At 72.1% G+C, this 18,233-nt stretch carries 16 protein-coding genes; 11 read left to right on the top strand and 5 right to left on the bottom strand.

Annotation, left to right across the window (positions count from 1 at the left end; genetic code table 11):
* The first annotated feature begins 59 nt into the window (after positions 1–59).
* The 3 genes from R0145_RS15555 to R0145_RS15565 all read left to right on the top strand — a co-directional run bounded on the left by R0145_RS15555 (position 60) and on the right by R0145_RS15565 (position 2,936).
* On the top strand, positions 60–1,121 hold the full coding sequence (locus R0145_RS15555; protein WP_317837793.1) for a threonine aldolase family protein: 1,062 nt from the start codon (positions 60–62) through the stop codon (positions 1,119–1,121).
* 44 nt (positions 1,122–1,165) lie between these two features.
* On the top strand, positions 1,166–1,969 hold the full coding sequence (locus tag R0145_RS15560) for a DUF1684 domain-containing protein (protein WP_317837794.1): 804 nt from the start codon (positions 1,166–1,168) through the stop codon (positions 1,967–1,969).
* Between the two features lie 136 nt (positions 1,970–2,105).
* Positions 2,106–2,936 carry an NAD-dependent protein deacetylase gene (locus tag R0145_RS15565; protein ID WP_317837795.1) on the top strand — a complete coding sequence of 277 codons (831 nt, stop codon included), beginning with the start codon at positions 2,106–2,108 and terminating at the stop codon, positions 2,934–2,936.
* Positions 2,937–3,037: 101 nt separating this feature from the next.
* Here the strand turns inward: R0145_RS15565 and ald are convergent, their stop codons facing one another.
* A complete protein-coding gene (gene ald / locus R0145_RS15570) occupies positions 3,038–4,156 on the bottom strand; it encodes an alanine dehydrogenase (protein WP_317837796.1) in 1,119 nt (372 codons plus the stop codon).
* 202 nt (positions 4,157–4,358) lie between these two features.
* Here ald and R0145_RS15575 point away from each other — a divergent pair, with 202 nt between their 5' ends.
* Positions 4,359–4,916 carry a dihydrofolate reductase family protein gene (locus R0145_RS15575; protein WP_317837797.1) on the top strand — a complete coding sequence of 186 codons (558 nt, stop codon included), beginning with the start codon at positions 4,359–4,361 and terminating at the stop codon, positions 4,914–4,916.
* A 24-nt stretch (positions 4,917–4,940) separates the two neighbouring features.
* Here R0145_RS15575 and R0145_RS15580 read toward each other — a convergent pair whose 3' ends face one another.
* Both R0145_RS15580 and R0145_RS15585 read right to left on the bottom strand, forming a co-directional pair.
* Positions 4,941–8,663 carry an efflux RND transporter permease subunit gene (locus R0145_RS15580; RefSeq protein ID WP_317837798.1) on the bottom strand — a complete coding sequence of 1,241 codons (3,723 nt, stop codon included), beginning with the start codon at positions 8,661–8,663 and terminating at the stop codon, positions 4,941–4,943.
* A gap of 90 nt (positions 8,664–8,753) precedes the next feature.
* Positions 8,754–9,671, bottom strand: coding sequence for a LysR family transcriptional regulator ArgP (locus R0145_RS15585; RefSeq protein WP_317837799.1), 918 nt, complete (start codon positions 9,669–9,671; stop codon positions 8,754–8,756).
* Between the two features lie 129 nt (positions 9,672–9,800).
* Here R0145_RS15585 and R0145_RS15590 point away from each other — a divergent pair, with 129 nt between their 5' ends.
* The 3 genes from R0145_RS15590 to R0145_RS15600 all read left to right on the top strand — a co-directional run bounded on the left by R0145_RS15590 (position 9,801) and on the right by R0145_RS15600 (position 12,034).
* Positions 9,801–10,406 carry a LysE/ArgO family amino acid transporter gene (locus tag R0145_RS15590; RefSeq protein WP_317837800.1) on the top strand — a complete coding sequence of 202 codons (606 nt, stop codon included), beginning with the start codon at positions 9,801–9,803 and terminating at the stop codon, positions 10,404–10,406.
* 98 nt (positions 10,407–10,504) lie between these two features.
* On the top strand, positions 10,505–11,059 hold the full coding sequence (locus R0145_RS15595) for a TIGR00730 family Rossman fold protein (protein WP_317837801.1): 555 nt from the start codon (positions 10,505–10,507) through the stop codon (positions 11,057–11,059).
* Between the two features lie 42 nt (positions 11,060–11,101).
* A complete protein-coding gene (locus tag R0145_RS15600; protein WP_317837802.1) occupies positions 11,102–12,034 on the top strand; it encodes an NADP-dependent oxidoreductase in 933 nt (310 codons plus the stop codon).
* 43 nt (positions 12,035–12,077) lie between these two features.
* Here the strand turns inward: R0145_RS15600 and R0145_RS15605 are convergent, their stop codons facing one another.
* On the bottom strand, positions 12,078–13,676 hold the full coding sequence (locus R0145_RS15605; protein ID WP_317837803.1) for a cation:proton antiporter family protein: 1,599 nt from the start codon (positions 13,674–13,676) through the stop codon (positions 12,078–12,080).
* Positions 13,677–13,900: 224 nt separating this feature from the next.
* On the opposite strand from R0145_RS15605, the gene R0145_RS15610 reads away from it, so the two are divergent.
* From R0145_RS15610 to R0145_RS15625, 4 genes are all read left to right on the top strand, one after another.
* Positions 13,901–14,782: an EamA family transporter gene (locus R0145_RS15610; protein ID WP_317837804.1), complete on the top strand. Its 882-nt coding sequence runs from the start codon at positions 13,901–13,903 to the stop codon at positions 14,780–14,782.
* Positions 14,783–14,865: 83 nt separating this feature from the next.
* On the top strand, positions 14,866–15,381 hold the full coding sequence (locus R0145_RS15615) for a methylated-DNA--[protein]-cysteine S-methyltransferase (RefSeq protein ID WP_317837805.1): 516 nt from the start codon (positions 14,866–14,868) through the stop codon (positions 15,379–15,381).
* Positions 15,382–15,494: 113 nt separating this feature from the next.
* Positions 15,495–16,424: a cytochrome C oxidase subunit I gene (locus R0145_RS15620; RefSeq protein WP_317837806.1), complete on the top strand. Its 930-nt coding sequence runs from the start codon at positions 15,495–15,497 to the stop codon at positions 16,422–16,424.
* A 52-nt stretch (positions 16,425–16,476) separates the two neighbouring features.
* Positions 16,477–17,229, top strand: a complete 753-nt coding sequence (locus tag R0145_RS15625; protein ID WP_317837807.1) for a TenA family protein — start codon at positions 16,477–16,479, stop codon at positions 17,227–17,229.
* Positions 17,230–17,273: 44 nt separating this feature from the next.
* Here R0145_RS15625 and R0145_RS15630 read toward each other — a convergent pair whose 3' ends face one another.
* Positions 17,274–18,203: a helix-turn-helix transcriptional regulator gene (locus R0145_RS15630; RefSeq protein ID WP_317837809.1), complete on the bottom strand. Its 930-nt coding sequence runs from the start codon at positions 18,201–18,203 to the stop codon at positions 17,274–17,276.
* Positions 18,204–18,233 lie beyond the last annotated feature (30 nt).

Consider the following 18,233-nt stretch of genomic DNA (forward strand, 5'->3'; position numbering starts at 1 on the left):
CCGCCGTACCGGTCAGGCCCCGCGCGGTGCGGGCGTACGACGCCACTACTGTGGGTCGCATGCTCGCACCGCTCCATGATCCGGCCCGCCACGGTTTCGCCTCCGACAACATCTCCGGGGTCCATCCCGAGGTGCTCGAGGCGATCGTCGCGGCCAACGGCGGCCACGTGGTCAGCTACGGCGAGGACCCCTACACCGAGCGACTCCAGCAGGTCATCCGGCGTCATTTCGGGGAACAGGCCACCGGCTACCCGGTCTTCAACGGGACCGGCGCCAACATCATGTCGCTGGCGATGCTGACCGAGCGGTGGGACGCCGTCATCTGTGCCGAGACCGCGCACATCCACGTGGACGAGTGCGGCGCCCCGGAGAAGCTGGTCGGTGTCAAGACGTTGACCGTGGAGACCCCGGATGGCAAGCTCACCCCGGCGCTGGTCGACCGCCGCGCGCACGGCTTCGGGGTCGAGCACCACGCCCAGCCCGCGGTGGTGAGCGTGGCCCAGTGCACCGAGGTCGGCACCGTCTACACCCCGGAGGAGCTGCGGACGCTGGCCGACCACGTCCACGCACTGGGGATGCACCTGCACATCGACGGCTCCCGGCTGGCCAACGCGGCCGTCTCGCTGGGCTGCGGCCTCGGCGACCTCACCACCGCGGTCGGTGCCGACGTGCTCAGCCTCGGCGGCACCAAGAACGGGCTGATGGGGGCGGAGGCGGTCGTCGTGCTCAACCCCGACGTCGCCCGCGGCCCGCGCTACGTCCGCAAGCTGCTCACCCAGCTGCCGAGCAAGATGCGGTTCATCTCGGCCCAGCTGCTCGCCCTGTACGACGGGGACCTGTGGCAGCGCTCGGCCGGACGGGCGAACGCGATGGCGGCCCGGTTGGCAGCCGGCGTCCGAGACCTGCCGGACGTACGGATCACCCAGTCGGTCGACGCCGACGCGGTCTTCGCGATCCTGCCGCGGCAGGCGGCGGAGCGGCTGCGGAAGCGGTTCTTCTTCTACGACTGGGACGAGGCCACCGGGGAGGTGCGGTGGATGTGCACCTTCGACACCACCGAGGCCGATGTCGACGCGTTCGTGGCGGCGCTGACCGACGCGCTGGCGGGGGCTCCGGCCTGAGGTTCCCCGCGCTACCCTCGCTGCAACACGATGCAGGAGGAGCGATGGGCAACGGACCCGACTGGACCAGGTGGGAGCTCGGCGAGTGGAAGCGCTGGCGCCTGATGCGGGAGAAGGGCCTCGCCGCACCCCACGGGTGGCTGTCGCTCACCGCCCTGCACTGGCTGGACGAGGAGCCCCGCCCGGTCGACGGATTCCCGGGCCTGTGGTCCGGTGACGAGGCCGAGGTCCACGCCGAGTTCAGCACCGAGGACGCGGTGCTGCGGCGCGACGAACCGGTGTCCGGGTCGGTCGACATCCCGCTGGAGGAGGACGAGTCGGACGCCTCCCTCGCCCACGACGGGATCGTGGCGGAGGCCGGCGTCCGCGGCGGACGGCCGATGGTGCGGCTGCGTGACCCGCAGGCCCCGGCGCTGACCGGCTTCACCGGTGTCCCCACGTACGACTGGGACCCGGAGTGGACCGTCCGGGCACACTTCGACCCGTTCCGCACCGACCTGGTCCGCGAGGTGGAGACCGCCCACCCGGATGTCCGGCAGCCGATGACGTTCTGGGGCGAGGTGCGGTTCACCCGCGACGGCGAGGACGTCCGGCTGCTGGTCAGCGGGGGGCACGGTGACGCGTACGTCGTCTTCCATGACCCGACCAACGGCGTCGACACCGCCGACTGGCGGTTCGTGAAGCTCGGCGAGGTCGATCCGATGGGCGGCACCTCACTGGACTTCAACCGCGCACTCAACTTCCCGGCGGCCTTCGTACCGTCGTACGCCACCTGCCCACGGCCGGTGGCCGAGAACGTGATCCCCTTCCCGGTGACCGCCGGGGAACGCCGGCCGACGAGCAACTGAGACCGGACGGCGGGAGGCGCACGCGTTCCCGCAGGAACGTCGGGGCGTTCCTCGGACGTTCCCGCGGGAACGTCGGTGCGCGCTGCGCCGGGACCGCACGAAGCACCCCACGCCGGTCGTGACGTACCCTCGACCCGTGCTCGACCGTCTCACCACCCTGCTGCCCTCCCGACGCTGGCTCGTGCTGACCGGCGCCGGGATGAGCACCGCCTCCGGGATCCCGGACTACCGGGACCCGGACGGCACCCGCCGGATCCAGCCGATGCGGATCGACGAGTTCCGGACTTCCGCTGAGGCGCGGCGGCGCTACTGGGCCCGTTCGTACGTGGGCTGGCAGAACCTGCGCCGGGCCCGGCCGAACCCGGGCCATCTGGCGCTGACCGCCTTGCAGCGGGCCGGCGTCACCGGCCCGGTGATCACCCAGAACGTCGACGGCCTGCACCAGGCGGCGGACACCACCGAGGTCACCGAGCTGCACGGTTCGCTCGCCCGGGTGGTCTGCGAGGCGTGCGGGGAGGTCACCTCCCGCGCCGCGCTTGATGCCCGGATGGCCGCCGCAAATCCGGACTTCGTCGGCACCGGCACGGAGATCCGCCCGGACGGCGATGCGGTGCTGTCCGCCCTGGCCGTGGACGGCTTCCGGGCGCCGCTGTGCACCCGGTGTTCGGCCGACCGGCTGCGGCCCGACGTGGTGTTCTTCGGCGACGTGGTGCCCCGGGGGAAAGTCGAACACTGCTTCGGGCTGGTCGAGCGGGCCGAGGGACTGCTGGTGCTGGGGTCGTCACTGCAGGTGATGAGCGGGCTGCGGTTCGTCCGGCGCGCCGCGAAACGGGAGCTGCCGATCGTGGTGATCACCCGCGGCCGGACCCGCGCCGACGACCTGGCCACGGTCAAGTGGGAGGTGCCGTTGCAGCAGGCACTGCCGGCGCTGGCCGTACGCTGCGCGGGGGTCGCGGCGGCACTCTGACCGACAGGTCTGTTGCCAGGCCCGCGCCGGCCGACAGGTCTGTTGTCGACGAGAGACCCGATCTCGAAGGAGAAGGCCACCCTGGTCACCGCTCGAGGGGCTCACTCCTCCAGCAGCGCCTCGTCGGCCCGGACGTGTTCCAGGCCGTGCGTCTCGGCCACCGCGGCATTGGTCACCATCCCGCGATGGACATTGAGGCCGGTGCGCAACGAGTGGTCGGTCAGCAGGCCGTCGATGCCGCCGTTGGCCAGCCGGACCAGGTAGGGCTGGGTGGCGTTGGCCAGCGCCCGGGTGGCGGTGGCCGCCACCGCGCTGGGCATGTTGGCGACGCAGCAGTGCAGCACGTGTCCGGCCCAGTAGGTCGAGTCGCGGTGGGTGGTGGGGTGGCTGGTCTCGAAGCACCCGCCCTGGTCGATCGCCACGTCGACCACCGCCGCCCCGTCCGGCAGCAGGTCGAGCTGGGCGCGGGAGACCAACTGCGGCGTACGGGCCCCCGGCACCAGTGCCGCCCCGATCACCAGGTCGGCGCGGGACAGCGACTCCTCCACCGCCAGCCGGGAGGAGTGCCGGGTGGTCAGCGCCGCCCCGAACCGGGCGTCCAGGTGGGCCAGGGTGTCCAGGTCGACATCCAGCACGGTCACGTCGGCGCCCATCCCCAGGGCCACCCGGATGGCGTTGCTGCCGACCACGCCGGCGCCCAGCACCAGCACCCGTGCGGCCGGGACGCCAGGCACACCACCCATCAACAGGCCGCGCCCGCCGTGGATCCCCTCCAACAGCCGGGCCCCCACCTGGGCCGAGAGCCGGCCGGCGACGGCCGACATCGGGGCCAGCAGCGGCAGCCGGCCCCGGTCGTCGGTGACCGTCTCGTACGCCACGCAGCTGGCCCCCGAGGCCAGCAGGCCGCGGGTGAGAGCCTCGTCCGGGGCAAGGTGCAGGTAGGCGAACAGCAGCTGCCCCTCGCGCAGCCGGCCGATCTCCACCGGTTGGGGCTCCTTCACCTTGCAGATCAGCCCGGCCTCGCGCCACAACGCCTCGACGTCGTCGGTCAGCCGCGCGCCGACTCGCCGGTAGTCCTCGTCGGAGATGTCGGAGGCCCGCCCGGCGCCCGCCTGGACGACTACTTGGTGACCGTCCGCCAGCAGCTCCCGGACCCCGGCCGGGGTGACGGCGACCCGGTACTCCTCGGGCTTGATCTCGGTCGGTACCGCGATGAGCATCGTCGCTCCTTCGGCCGCAGTGCAGGGACAGGACCGATTCTGCCCCCGGCCCACGGTCGGCGGGGACGGTACCGATGCCGTCGCGGCGGCCGTTGTCCGCTGTCACCGCCGATTCCGCTGTCACCGGGCCGCCTCTGCTCGTCACCCCCTGCTCTGTCGACCTGCTCTGTTGCCGCGGCCGTTCCGGTGGTTAGGCTGGACCATGCGTACGGTCTTCTACACCGCGAGCACGCTCAACGGCTTCCTCGCCGACCCCCACGACGACCTGCAGTGGCTGTTCGACGTCGAGGAGGAGGGAGGCCCCGATCCGGGGACCTTCATCAGCACCACCGCCGCAGGTGTCTGCGGATCCGCCACGTACGAGTGGGTGCTGGCGCACGAGGCGCCGCTCGACGTCGCCGGCAGCTGGAACGAGTCGATGATCGGCACCAGCCCGCTGTTCCTGTTCACCCACCGTGACCTGCCGATCCCGGAGGGCGCCGATGTGCGGATCCTCTCCGGCCCGGTGGCGGACCACCTGCCGACCCTGGAGGCGGTGGTGGGCGACGGGGTGCTCTGGGTGATCGGGGGCGGGGACCTGGCCGGACAGTTCCTCGACGCGGGGGCACTGGACGAGATCCGGGTGGATGTCGCCCCCGCCACCCTGCCCGCCGGCAAACCGCTGCTCCCCCGCGCCCTCGGCCCGGATCGGCTGCGCCTGGTGTCGGCGCAACAGGCCGGTCAGTTCGCCCGGCTGACGTACGAGGTACTGCCCGGCTGACCCACGCGGCCCGGGCGGCCCGGGTCAGCCGGGCGTCGACCCCCCGTCCAGCAGGGTGTCGATGTCGGCCTCGGCGCTCTTGGCGGCCCGCCGGGGCTCACTGCTCCCACCGCGGTGGCGCCGGCGGTGCATGCCTTCGCGCAGGTTCTCCACCAGGTGGTAGAGCACCGGGACCAGGATCAGGGTCAGCAACGTCGACGACACCAGACCGCCGATCACCACGATGGCCAGCGACCTGGAGATGAACACCCCGCCACCGGTGATCCCGATCGCCATCGGCACCAGCGCCATGATCGTCGCCAATGCGGTCATGATGATCGGGCGCAGCCTCAGCCGCGCCCCGTGCATCACCGCGTCGTCGATGCCCGAGCCCTGGCTGCGGTAGTGGTTGATCAGGTCGATGAGCACGATCGCGTTGGTGACCACGATGCCGATCAGCATCAACAGGCCCACCATCGACGGGATGCCCAGCGCAGTACGGGTGAGCAGCAGCAGTCCGACCGCGCCGGTCGCAGCGAAGGGCACCGAGACCAGGAGGATCAGCGGCTGGACCAGTGACCGGAACGTGGCCACCATCACCATGTAGACGATGGCGATGGCCACCAGCATGGCGATGATCAGCTGGTTGAAGGCGTTCTGCTGCTCGGTGGAGACGCCGCCCATCGACGCGGTCACGCCGCTGGGCAGGTGCAGCCCGCCGAGCCCCCGCTGGATCGCCGTGCTCGCCGCGCCGAGGTCGTCGCCGGTCAGGGTGGCCGTCACGGTGACCGTACGCTGCCCGTCGATCTTGTTGATCGTCGCCGCCGCCGGCACGTCGGTGACGTCGGCCACGTCGGTGAGCGTACGGGGGGTGCCGGTGGCGCTCTGCGCGTCCTTCGACATCCGTTGGAGTTGGGCGGCGGTCCGCTGCTGCGCGGTCGCCTGCTGGCGGGAGTCGGCGAGCTTGGCCTCCGAGTCACTCAGAGCGGTCAACTGCGTACGCAGCTGATCGGCCGACTTGCGCAGTTGCTGGACCTGGGCGTCGCGCTGGGCGATCGCCTGCGCGGCGGCGGCCGCCTGGGCCTGCGCGGGATCGGTCGGCGCCGTGTCCACCGTCGCCCCGGTGACCGGAGCGTTCTGCAGGGCGGTGATCTGGCCGGTTACCCCGGCCAGTTGGTCCTCCAGCGTGCGTCGCTGCTCGCGGAGCTGGGCGGCCTGGTCATTGAGCTGCTGGTCGGCCTGGGCCTGCTGCTTCGCGGTCTGCTGATCCTGGATGCGGGTGATGTCGTCGGCGATCCCCTGGCGCACGTCGGCCGTCTGACGTTCCGTCACCGGCAACGTCAGGCCCTGCAGCTGCTCGCGGGTCCTGACCGGCTCGCGGGACCGCAGGACGACGTCCTCCTGGCTGTTCCCGATCCGCACCTGGCCGAGGGTCTGCCCCTGGACGGCGGCGGTGACCGCCTGGCCGACGGTGCCCTGGTTCATCCCGTAGCGGGCGGCGTCGGCCTCCCGTACGTTCACCTGCCACACCGTCTGCTTCTCGGTGAGGTCCGACGACGCCTGGGAGACACCCGGGATCCCGCTCATCATCGCCGTCACCTGGTCGGAGGCGGCGGCCAGGTCGGCGTCGTCCAGGCCGTGCACCTCCACGGCCAGCCGGCTGCTGCCGGATGCATCGGTGCCCTGGACCTCGATCTCGCCGAGTTCGGGGCGTTCGGAGAGCTGGGTGCGCAGCCGGTCCACCGCGGTCAGGCCCTTCGCCTCGGGCTTCAGCGACACCGTGTAGGACGCCTTGTTCGTGGCGCCGGCACCACCGAAGAGTTCGGCCTCCAGCCCCGACGATCCGACGCTCACCTGGTAGGAACGTACGTCGGGGTCTGCACCCAGGATCGCCTCCACCTGGTGGGCCGCGGCGTCGGTGTCGGCCAGCGAGGTGCCCACCGGGAGGGTCTGGCTGATGGACAACTCGGTCTGCTCCGATGCGCCCAGGAAGTCGGTCTTCAGCTGGGTGGCGGCGGCGATCGTGGCTCCCACCAAGGCCACGGCGATCAGGATGGTGATCTTGGGCCGGCGCAGCGCCCAGTGCAGAGCCGGCAGGTAACGCTTCTGCATCGGGGTGATCTCGGTCTCGTGCGAGGCACGGGTCCCACCGGCCAGTCCGTCCGCGATCCGGGCGGCCTGGCGGGCGGTCGGACGCATGAACCAGTACGCCAGCACCGGCACCACGGTGAGCGCCACCACCAGGGAGGCGAGCAGCGCGACCGTGACCGTCAGGGCGAACGGCCGGAACAGCTCACCCACCTGGCCGGAGACGACACCGAGGGGCAGGAACACCGCCACCGTGGTGATCGTGGAGGCGGTGACGGCACCGGCGACCTCCCGCACCGCGCCGACGATCAGCCCGGTCCCCCAGTCCTCACCGAGACCCTGGTGACGTTTGATGTTCTCGATCACCACGATCGAGTCGTCCACCACCCGGCCGACGGCGACGGTCAGCGCCGACAGGGTGAGCAGGTTGAGGGTGTATCCGCTGAAGTACAGCCCGATCATGGCGATCAGCAACGACATCGGGATGGAGATGGCGGTGATCAGCGTCGAGCGGATCGACAGCAGGAAGACCAGGATCACCAGGATCGCCATCCCCAGCCCCAGGCCGCCCTCGGTGCCCAGGTCGTGGATCGACTGCTCGATGTAGGGAGCCTGGTCGAAGACCGGGGTGAAGGTCGTGTTGTGGCCCAGCTCGGCGGTCAGGCCGGCCAGGGCCCTGCTGACGTCGTGGCTGACGGTGACCGTGTTGGCGTCCTGGGTCTTGGTGATGGACAGGCTCAGTGCCGGCGCCCCGTTCACCCGGGACAGCGAGGTGGCCTCCTTGGGCCCCTCGACCACGTCCGCGACGGCGCTGAGCGGCACCGATCCGTCGGTGCCCTGCAGCCGGATGTTCTTGAGGGCTTCGACCGTGGTGACCGGCGCGCCGACCTGGACCGACACGTTGCGGCCGTCCTGGACGACCTGGCCGGCCGGGATCGAGGTCTTGTAGACGGGCAGGAGAGCACTCAGCTGGGACGGGTCGACCTTGTACTTGTCCAGGTCGGCCTGGCGGGTGGTGATGGTGACGGCGCGCGGCTGTTCGCCGGACACCCGGACGTCGCGTACGCCGGGCAGTGCCGTGAGCTTCGGCACCGCGACCCGTTTCAGCTCGTCGGCGAGCGCGGACGGCTCCCGGTCGGAGGAGACGGCAAGCAACGCCACCGGGATGTCGTCGAGGCTGCCGACGGTGACCGTCGGGTCAATGTCTTTCGGCAGGGCGGATCGTACGCCGTCGACCGCGGTCCGCAGCTTGGACTCGATCGCGGCGCCGTCGGCCTGGTAGTCCCACTCGACGGTGACGGTCGACAGGTTGGCCGAGGAAGCGGAACTCACCTTGGTCACCCCGGCGACGGCCCGGGCCGCGTCCTCGATGGGCTTGGTGACATCGCTCTCGACGGTCTCCGGGGGCGCCCCGGGGTAGACCGCGACGACGGTGGCACTGGGGATCGTCAGCGAGGGATAGAGCTCTTGCTTCAGGGATCGGGTGGCATAGAGCCCGAACCCGATGATCACCGCACTGATCAGGATCACCACAGCTCGACTGGCCAGACTCAGACGGGTCAGGACAACCACAGGTCTCAGACCTTCCTCAAGATCGGGACCTACCCTGGCGGTGGTCCAATGGGGACCGGTGGGCAGGTGTCCGCGCCGACCCTCGACCAACCGGAAGCTCGGCTTCATCCTTGCCTACCGACGTGGCGGGACCATCGGGGACATCCCCGGGGTGCACTGGGAGTCGCACCCCCTCGGCGCCGGGCAACCACCGGACACTCAGCCGAGGGTGTCCGGGGATGGCGGCCCCAGCGACGCCGCAGACCGGTGGACCGCCGCGGTGAGCCGTTCCAGCCGCGAGGAGCCGAGCTTCCAGACCTGCCAGTAGAGCGGGACGTCGCGCTCGCTGTGCGGCACCACGATCTGCAATGACCCGTCGGCCAGCGCCGCCCGCATCTGCACCTCGGGGACGAGGCCCCAGCCGAGCCCGGCGCGGGCGGCCTCCAGGTAGGCCTCCGAGGACGGGATCTGGTGGGCGACCGGCAGCTGTTCGACCCCGCGGGACCGGAGGAACTTGTTCTGCAGGTCGTCCTTGGGGCCGTAGCGCAGCACCGGCATCCGGCTCCACTCGACGATCCGCCGGCCGGCCCGCAGCCGGGTGTGGCGCTCCAGCAGCGCCGGCGCGGCGACCGGCTGGTAGCGGATCACGCCGAGTTGCTCGGTCCGGCAGCCGGCAACCACCCGGGGTGCAGCGGTGATCGCCCCGACCACGTCGCCGCCGCGGAGCAGGTCGCTGGTGTGCTCCTCGTCCTCCAACTGCAGCCGCAGGATGGTGTCCGGCCACTCCGCCGCCTCGCGCAGCACGGGCAGGAACCAGGTGGCCAGCGAGTCGGCGTTGACCGCCAGCGGCAGCATCGCCGGCCCGGAGATCACTGGCCCGGGGCCGCCGGCGCCCAAGGCCGCCCGGGTCTCGGTCTCCAGCAGGGCGACCTGGCGGGCCATCCGCAGCAGCACCGCGCCCGGTTCGGTGGCGGTGCAGGGCACCGTACGCCGAACCACCACCTGGCCGACCGACGCCTCCAGCGCCTTGATCCGTTGACTGATCGCCGACGGCGAGACCCTCAGCGCGTCCGCGGCGGCCTCGAAGGTGCCCTCGTCGACCACCGCCAGCAGGGCCCGCAACTGCTCGAAGTTCATGAAGCAATTCTAATCCAACTGAAGAATCACACGTTTGTCTTATGTCTCCGGGGGTCCTAGCGTCGGATCGGGGCCTGGTGGGGCCCCCGGTCCGCCGGCCGTTCCGGCGCGGAATGTCGGAGGTCGAGGATGATCGGGATCGGCACCTGGGTGACCGGGTTCGTGGCGAGCTTCACGCTCGTCGCGATGATCGGCGCGCAGAACACGATGGTGATGCGGCAGGGGATCCGCCGTGACCATGTCGGTCTGGTCGTGCTCGTCTGCATCCTCAGCGAGATCGTGCTGATCACCTCGGGCACCGCGGGGGTCGGTGTCCTCGCCGCACGGCACCCACTGGTGATGGAGGTGCTCGCCTGGGTCGGGGCGGCGTATCTGCTCGGCTACGCGGTGATGTCGTTCCGCTCCGCCGCCCGGCCGAAAGCGATGGTGGTCACCGGCACGGGCTCGGCGCGGACGGTCGTCCTGGCCGTCCTCGGCGCCACCTTCCTCAACCCGCAGACCTATCTGGACACCATGGTGCTGCTCGGGAACCTGGCCAATCGGTTCGGGGAACCGGGCCGGTGGATCTTCACCGCCGGCGCACTGTCGGCCAGCGCCCTGTGGTTCGTCGCGCTGGGCTTCGGCGCCCGGGCGCTGTCCGGGCTGCTGGGCCGACCGACGACCTGGCGGTGGATCGACACCGGGGTGGGCGTGATGATGCTCGGCCTGGCCGGCAAGCTGGTGCTGGCGGCCTGACCGCGGATCGGCCGGCTCCCGCTCCGGGCCGCACTCGACGGGGCTCCGATTCGGCTCACCGAGATGATGCAGGCGCCAGCTGTGGGCAGAATCGGTCCATGAGCCCGCTGCACCGCCTCGCCGTCTTCGCCGCCGCCAGTGACGGCACCGACCCGGCGCTGCGCGGCGCGGCGTACGACGTCGGGGCCGAGCTGGCCCGCCGCGGCATCGGCCTGGTCTACGGTGCGGGCGGCGTCGGGCTGATGGGCGCTCTCTCACAGGGCGCGCTCGACGCCGGCGGCGAGGTGATCGGCGTCATCCCCGAGGAGATGATCCTGCGCGAGTGGGGGCGCCACGACCTCACCCAGCTCCGGGTGGTCCGGACGATGCACGAGCGCAAGGCCCTGATGGCCGATCTGGCCGACGCGTTCCTGGCGATCCCGGGCGGGCTGGGCACGCTGGAGGAGATCATCGAGGTGTGGAGCTGGAGCTACCTCGGCATGCTCGACGAGCCGGTCGGGTTCCTCAATCTCGGCGGCTTCTGGGACCCGTTCCTGGCCACCGTCCGCGGGATGGCCGAGGCGGGCTTCGTCCGCGGCTCGGCGGTGCAGCGGCTGGTGGTGGCGCCTGACCTGGACCAGGCGCTGGCCGGTCTGGAGGCGCTGGTCGGCTGACCGGCCGGCCGCGACGTCAGGGCCCCGGGGCAGGATGGTGGCATGGCTGAGACGATGCGCGCGATGACGTACGACACCTACGGCGGGCCCGAGGTGCTGCACCTGACTGACCTGGCGCTGCCCAAGGTCGGTCCCGGCGAAGTACTGGTGCGGGTCCGGGCGGCCGCAGTCAACCCGGTGGACTGGAAACTGATGCGGGGTGGCCTCGACGCACTGATGGACGTCCGGTTCCCGGTGGTGCCCGGCTGGGACGTCGCCGGCGTCGTCGAGCGGGTGGGGATCGACGTGCCCGAGTACACCGTCGGTGACGAGGTCTTCGGCTACGCCCGCAAGGACTACCTGCACGGCGGCACCATGGCGCAGTATGTGACCCTCGCGGTCCGTCACCTCGCGCACAGACCGGCCGGACTGTCCTGGCCCGAGGCCGCCGCGGTGCCACTGGCCGGCCTCACCGCCTATCAGGTGCTGACCCGGCTGGGCCTGCGAGGGGGCGAGACGGTGCTGATCCACAACGCCTCCGGCGGCGTCGGGTCCGCGGCGGTGCAGATCGCCCACGACCTGGGTGCCCGGGTACTGGGCAGCTGTTCCGCGGCGAGCGCCGACCGGGTACGGACCCTGGGAGCCGAGCCGGTGACGTACGGCGCGGGGTTGGCCGAGGCTGTCCGTGCGCTGGTCCCGGCCGGGGTCGACGTGGTCGCGGACTTCGTCGGCGGCGTGCTGGACGTGACCCGGGCGGTCCTCACCGACGGTGGGCGGCACGCGTCGATCGCCGATCCCGGAGTGCTCACCGCCGGCGGCCAGTGGATCTGGGTCCGTCCGGATGCCGACGACCTGACCACCCTTGCGACGATGCTGGCCGAGAGCCGGCTGCGGGTGGAGGTGGCCGACACCTTCCCGCTGGAGCAGCTGGCCGAGGCCTTCCGCCGCAGTATGGCCGGCCACGTCCACGGCAAGATCGTCGTCACCGTGGACTGATCCGGGCCGCCGGGCCGGCCGAACGGGGTCATTCCGGCCGAGATCACTCCGTCCCGTCGACCGGCTTGACCCCGGCATGGACGGCGGCCCGGTCGGCCAGGCTGTCGCCCGCGCCGTCGTACAGGTGGAACACCGCCTCGACGCCCAGCGCACGGATCTCCCGGACGTCGTCGTCATTGTGGGCGACGACGGCGACGGTGCCGTCGAACCCACTGGCCTCCACCTGGTGCAGGGCGAAGAGGTTCGACCCGTGCTCGGGCATCGCCAGCACCACGATCGCCACGGTGTGGCTGGGGTGCAGGCGCTGCCAGAACTCCGCGTCGGTGGCGTCAGCGACGATGACGTTCATCCCCCGGCGTTGCAGTTCCCCGGCCCGGTCGAGGTTGTTCTCCACGCCCACCACACTCAGCCCGTACTCGTGCGCGAGGTGGTCGTACGCCGACGCCCCGATCCGGCCCATGCCGAGCACGATCGCCCGGACGTCGCCGAGCGCGACCGGGCGGTCCTCGGGGACGATCCGGATCGCGGCGCGGGTCGGCAGCGCGTCGGCGAGCCAGGCGATCAGCCGGGTGCCGCGACGGTTGGCGATCGAGGCGACGATGAAGCTGCCGGCGACGGCGATCGAGAGGGCGGGCAGCCAGTCCTCGCCGAGCAGACCGTCCCCCGCCGCGTACGAGGCGACGATCAGCCCGAACTCGGAGAAGGTGCCGAGGATGAATCCCGACAGCACCGCGGTCCGGTTGCGCAGCCCGAAGAGCCGCTGCAGGACGATGTAGAGCAACGCCTGGAACGGCAGCAGGAGCAACAGCGCCAGCCCCATCAGCACCGCGGGCACGGTGAGCGGGTGCTCCACCCCGATGGCCAGGAAGAAGCCGACGAGCAGCACCTCCTTGATGCTGAACAGGGCGGCGGACAGCCCGCCGGCGCGCTTCGACGGGGCGAGCAGCAGGCCGATCACCAGCGCCCCGAGGTCACCGGTGAGCCCGGCCCACTGGAACAGCCAGGCGCCCGGCACCAACGCGACGGCGATGCCGAAGAGGACCAGCAGCTCGTCGCGGCCCACCCGGCCCCAGATCCGGCGCAGCAGCACGGTGACCGGCCACAGCAGCACCAGGACGAGGATCCGCGGGCCGGGATGCCAGCCCTCCTGGAAGGCCAGGAAGCCCACCGCCACGATGTCCTGCAGCACCAGGATCGCCAGCGCCGTACGGCCGTAGAGCGACCCGTCGTCCGACCGTTCCTCCAGCACCTTCGCCGCGAAGACGGTGCTGGAGAAGGACAGCGCGAAGCCGAGCAGGAACAACGTCCCGGCGCCGGCCCCGCGCAGCATCGGCGCCCCGATCACCGTCAGCAGCCCGAGGAAGCCGGCCCCGATCAGGGTGCTGAACAGCATGTGCGGCAGCGAGGTCCCCCACGACACCTTCCGCAGCAGCGTACGGACGTCGAGCTTGAGGCCGATGGTGAACATCAGCATCATCACGCCGAGATCGGACAGCACCGGCAGCTCGGGCAGCACGCCGACACCCAGCGCCCTGAGCACGAATCCGGCGGCGAGGAAGCCGACCAGTGGGGGCAGGCGGACGAGCGTCGCCCCGAAGCCCAGTGCGAAGGTGATCGTCAGGTAGATGATCGCCGTGTCCATCCGGCCTGCACCCCCAGCTCGAGGACGCCGCCGGCCGCGGGCGGCGGACCGACGACGCCGACCGGCCACCGTGCCGCCCGGCGCTCCATTCTACGAGCGACCCCCTCCGGCTCCACGGACGCCCTCCGCCGGCGCCCTCCACCCGCCGTGGCCGGCCCCGGGCCGCCGGTCGCCCAGCGGGCTGCCCGCGGGGCCGGACGGCGGGCAGTGGCAGGATGGCGGGCATGGATCGCCCCGCCCGCCCGACACCGGCCTGGGCCCCGACCCTGGTCCTCGGCGCGATCCTCTCGGTGCAGTTCGGCGGCGCTCTCGCCGTCACCCTGATCCCGCTCGCCGGGGTGATGGGGTCGGTGTTGCTCCGGCTCACCCTGGCCGCGCTGATCCTGCTGGTGGCCGTACGTCCGGCCCGGCGCGGGCACCGGGCCCGGGACTGGTGGGTGGTCGGCTGGTTCGGGCTGAGCCTGGCGGTGATGAACTCGGCGTTCTACGGCGCGGTCGCCCGGCTGCCGATGGGGGTGGCGGTGACCCTTGAGTTCCTCGGCCCGCTGGCGCTGGCTGCGGCGACCTCGCGCAGCGTACGGGACCTGTTCGCGGTGGCGCTGGCCCTCGCCGGCGTGCTGCTGATCTCCGGGGCGCTGTGGACCCCGTGGGCGCGGCTGGACCTGGTCGGCATCGGCCTGGCGCTGCTGGCCGGGGCGGCGTGGGCGACGTACATCATCGCCTCGGGGCACACGGCCCGGCACTTCGGCGGGATCGACGGGGTGGCCTGGGCGATGCTGATCGCGGCGGCGCTGGTGGCGCCGTGGGGGCTCCTCGACGCCGGCGGGCGGCTGGTCGGCGGGGAGGTGCTGGCCCGCGGCCTCGGCGTCGCACTGCTGTCCTCGGTGATCCCGTACTCGCTGGAGAACGTCGCGCTGCGGTGGATCGTCCCGAGCGTCTTCGGCATCCTTTTGTCCCTGGAGCCGGCGGCCGCGGCGGTGGCCGGGCTGCTGGTCCTCGGCCAGCGGCTGTCCGGGGGCGAATGGGTGGGCGTCGCGCTGGTCGTCGCCGCGAGCATCGTGATCCGGGCGGCCCCGGGACATGGCCGGGCGGCGCGCAGCGGATGACACCCCCGACGACCCCGTCTCGACCCACCGCCGTCGAGTCAGCAGAATGGGACCGCCACCACCCCGCCACCAGGAGGCCCGACATGTCCACGACCAGGAGTCTCGAGGCGACCACCCTGGCCACCCCGTTCGGCGCGTTCACGGCGTTCTGGACCCCCGACGACGAGGTGCTGCGCGCCTGCGGCTTCGGCGAGCTCAGCGACATCGCCCCGGTCCTTCCCCGCAGCGCCCGCCGGCTGCCGGTCCGGCCCAACGACGGGGCCAGCGCCATCCAGCGCGCGGTGAGCGACGTCCTCGACGGCGACCTCGACGCCTTCGGCGCCCTGCGGGTCAACCAGCCGGGCACCCCGTTCCGGCAGAGCTGCTGGTCGTCGTTGCGCGCCAGTGCGGCCGGCGAGCGGATGACCTACCGTGAGCTCGCCGAGCGGGCCGGGCGCCCCCGGTCGGTCCGCGCCGCGACCCGGGCCTGCGCCCTCAACCGGCTGGTCTGGGTAGTGCCGTGCCACCGGGTCGTCCGCTCCCCCGCCGGGCTGGGCGACTACCGCTACGGCGTGGCGATCAAGACGGCCCTGCTCGATTGGGAGTCCGACCACCGCTGAACCCGGCATCCCCGTAGGATGTGCGACGACATGACGTAGTACGTGCACCGTAGGAACTCGTCGGAGGGCCGCCGGCCACGTACGACGGAGCACCTCGCCCTGCGGAGACCTCATTGAACGCCAGCAGCACCCCCGCGCCCGCCACCGTCACGCTCTACCGCGTGGCCGCCGTCCTCACCTTCGCCGCCGTGGCGCTGGGTTCGCTGGTCTGCGCGACCGATTCCAGCGCCTCCTGCCCGAACTGGCCCGGCTGCTACGTCGGCCAGGTGATGCCACAGGTGGCGCTGAGCCCGATCGTCGAGTTCATCCACCGGGTGGTGGCGGTGAGCACCGGGCCGGTGCTGCTGGCCGCGGCGCTGGTCGGGCTGCGCCGGCGCCGTGACCTGACCGTCGCGGTGCTGCCGTGGCTGGCCCTGGCCGGCGCGTTCGCCGCCGGGGTGTTCGGCATGCTGACGATCCGGGTGGGGCTCAGCACCCCGCAGGCCGCCACCGACCTGGGGGCCTCGTTGATCGCCATGGTCGCGATGACCACGGCGGCGGTGGCGCTGTCGCGGACCCCGCGCCGGGCCCGGCGCACCCCCACCGGCACGTACGCCTGGGCGGCCGTCGGCACGCTGTGGCTGCTGCACGTGACCGGTGTCTTCGCGGCCGGGAAAGGCTCGCTGACCCGCTGCGTGAGCTGCCCGGTCTGGCGGATCGTCCCGATCGACGGCCCGGTCTGGCTGCAGGTCGCCCGGATGGCGCTCGCCGCGGTCGCCATCGCCTTCATCGTCGCGGCGATCGCGACCGGGGCCCGGACGCCGGGGGTGCGCCCGTTGACCGTCGCCGCCGGGGTGCTGCTGGTGGTCGAGCTCGCCGTCGGCCTGGTGATCCTCGCCCGCGGCACGAACCACGCCCTGTCGTCGGTCTACGCGGTGAGCATGGTGTGCCTGCTGTGGACCACGACACTGATCGCGGCCCGGGCCACCTTCACTCGGATCCCCCCGGAGGAGGCCGTCGCCGCGGCCGCGGCGGCCGTCGAGGAGGCCGCACCGGCCGCCTGACGGGTGCCGGCGGCCCGGTCGGGCGGGCCCCCGGCGCGGGTACGTTGGACCCATGACCACCGCGCCCAGCACCGACTTCACCCGCCGCCTGCGCGAGGAGTGCGCGGAGGACTGGGCGGCCGTCACCGGGCATCGCTTCGTCGACGAGCTGTTCGCCGGGACCCTGGCCGACCCGGTGCTGCTGGGCTACGTGGTGCAGGACTACCAGTTCTTCGACCCGTTCCTGCGGCTGCTCGGGGAGGCGGTAGCGACGGCGCCGACGGCCACCGCCCGGCTGCGCCTGGGCCGCCAGCTGGGCATGCTCACCACCGAGGAGAACGGCTACTTCGAGCGGACGTTGAACGCCTTCGACGTCCGGCTGGAGGACCGGCTGCATCCGCCGCTGAGCTGTGCGACGGTCGACCTGCTGGACCTGATCTACGAGGCGATCGGGTCGCACTCCTGGCCGCACGTGCTGTCGGTGCTGCTGGTGCTCGAATGGGTCTACCTCGACTGGGCGGAAGCACCGGGCCGTACGATGCGGACCACCCGGAGCGAGCACGTCGACTGGATCAACCTGCATCGGGGTCACGAGTTCCGGGACTGGGTGCGGTTCCTGCGCCAGCAGTTGGACGCGGCCGAGCCGAGCAACGAGGAAGCGGCGGTGCGCTGCCGCTCGCTGTTCCGGCGGACGGTGCGGGCCGAGGTGGGCTTCTTCGACGCGGCGTACGCCAACGCCGCGCCCTGCGCCGAGTCGCCGCGGACCGGACCGATCGGCGATCTGGACACCGACTTCAGCCGGCTCACCCCGCCGGCCGAGAAGTGACGCTCGGGGGTGGCGTTCGGGGCGACGCTCTGCCGAGGTGACGGTCAGACGCCGGCGAGCACCTCGGCGATCGCCCGCAGTTCGACCCGCAGTTCCTCCGGCTCGACCACGGTGAAGACCTCCGGGAGCAGCAGCAGTTGGCGGGCGATCCGGGTGGTGCTGGTGCCACTCACCATCACCCGGGACCGGCCGTCGTCGAGGGGTTCGATGAAGCCGACCCCGTCGGGCAGCCCGGCCCGTACCCGCGCCGGCGGTGCCTGCACCTCGACCACTGCCACGATGGGCGCGGGGAGGTCGTCGGGCACCACTTCTCGGGCCCGGCGTGGTCGACGGTGCCGCTCGGCGTCGAACGGCACCGTGGTCACCTGCGGGTCGACGATCCGCTCCACCGGCCAGGTGGTGATCCGGCGCAGCTGCCGGTCGTGCCCCATCAGGAACCACTGCCCCATCCGGGCCCGGACGACCAGCGGCTCGACGTGGTGCACCGGCCCGGGCCCGAGCTCGGTCGAGACGGCGAACCGCAGCAGCCGGCCGTCCCGGATCGCCTCGGTGATGACGGCCAGGGTGGCGGAGAGCTGCTCGCCCAGCACCGTGTGCTCGGTCTCGTGGGCGTCCACCGCGGCGCGGACCCGGTCCGGCATCGCCTGCTCGATCTTGGCCAGCGCCCGCAGCGTCCCGTCCTCGGTCAGCGGTGTCGGGGCGAGCAGCGACCGGCGCAGCGCGATCGCCGTCGCCGTTGCCTCCTCGTCGTCGAGGAGGAGCGGTGGCATCGTCCGGCCGGCGGTGAGCCGATAGCCGCCGTCGGATCCGGGATCGTGGGCGATCCCGACCCCGAGATCGCGCAGTCGCGCGACGTAGCGGCGGATCGTCGGTGCGGTGACACCGAGCTCGGACGCGAGAGCGGTCGACGACCACCGCGTCCGCGACTCGAGCAGACGCAGCAGGGTGGTGAGGTTGTCTGTCAGGTCCCCCATGACTCCATGATGAACGGGACCTCTGACATT

Origin of the sequence: Raineyella sp. W15-4 (genome assembly GCF_033170155.1) — a bacterium.
Taxonomy (GTDB): domain Bacteria; phylum Actinomycetota; class Actinomycetes; order Propionibacteriales; family Propionibacteriaceae; genus Raineyella.

What these genes read in the sequence shown, in the direction of transcription:
- R0145_RS15555 (WP_317837793.1), top strand. Translation starts at nt 60, where the DNA reads ATGCTCGCACCGCTCCATGATCCGGCCCGCCACGGTTTCGCCTCCGAC.
- R0145_RS15560 (WP_317837794.1), top strand. Translation starts at nt 1,166, where the DNA reads ATGGGCAACGGACCCGACTGGACCAGGTGGGAGCTCGGCGAGTGGAAG.
- ald (WP_317837796.1), bottom strand. Translation starts at nt 4,156, where the DNA reads ATGCTCATCGCGGTACCGACCGAGATCAAGCCCGAGGAGTACCGGGTC.
- R0145_RS15575 (WP_317837797.1), top strand. Translation starts at nt 4,359, where the DNA reads ATGCGTACGGTCTTCTACACCGCGAGCACGCTCAACGGCTTCCTCGCC.
- R0145_RS15580 (WP_317837798.1), bottom strand. Translation starts at nt 8,663, where the DNA reads ATGAAGCCGAGCTTCCGGTTGGTCGAGGGTCGGCGCGGACACCTGCCC.
- R0145_RS15585 (WP_317837799.1), bottom strand. Translation starts at nt 9,671, where the DNA reads ATGAACTTCGAGCAGTTGCGGGCCCTGCTGGCGGTGGTCGACGAGGGC.
- R0145_RS15590 (WP_317837800.1), top strand. Translation starts at nt 9,801, where the DNA reads ATGATCGGGATCGGCACCTGGGTGACCGGGTTCGTGGCGAGCTTCACG.
- R0145_RS15595 (WP_317837801.1), top strand. Translation starts at nt 10,505, where the DNA reads ATGAGCCCGCTGCACCGCCTCGCCGTCTTCGCCGCCGCCAGTGACGGC.
- R0145_RS15600 (WP_317837802.1), top strand. Translation starts at nt 11,102, where the DNA reads ATGGCTGAGACGATGCGCGCGATGACGTACGACACCTACGGCGGGCCC.
- R0145_RS15605 (WP_317837803.1), bottom strand. Translation starts at nt 13,676, where the DNA reads ATGGACACGGCGATCATCTACCTGACGATCACCTTCGCACTGGGCTTC.
- R0145_RS15610 (WP_317837804.1), top strand. Translation starts at nt 13,901, where the DNA reads ATGGATCGCCCCGCCCGCCCGACACCGGCCTGGGCCCCGACCCTGGTC.
- R0145_RS15615 (WP_317837805.1), top strand. Translation starts at nt 14,866, where the DNA reads ATGTCCACGACCAGGAGTCTCGAGGCGACCACCCTGGCCACCCCGTTC.
- R0145_RS15625 (WP_317837807.1), top strand. Translation starts at nt 16,477, where the DNA reads ATGACCACCGCGCCCAGCACCGACTTCACCCGCCGCCTGCGCGAGGAG.
- R0145_RS15630 (WP_317837809.1), bottom strand. Translation starts at nt 18,203, where the DNA reads ATGGGGGACCTGACAGACAACCTCACCACCCTGCTGCGTCTGCTCGAG.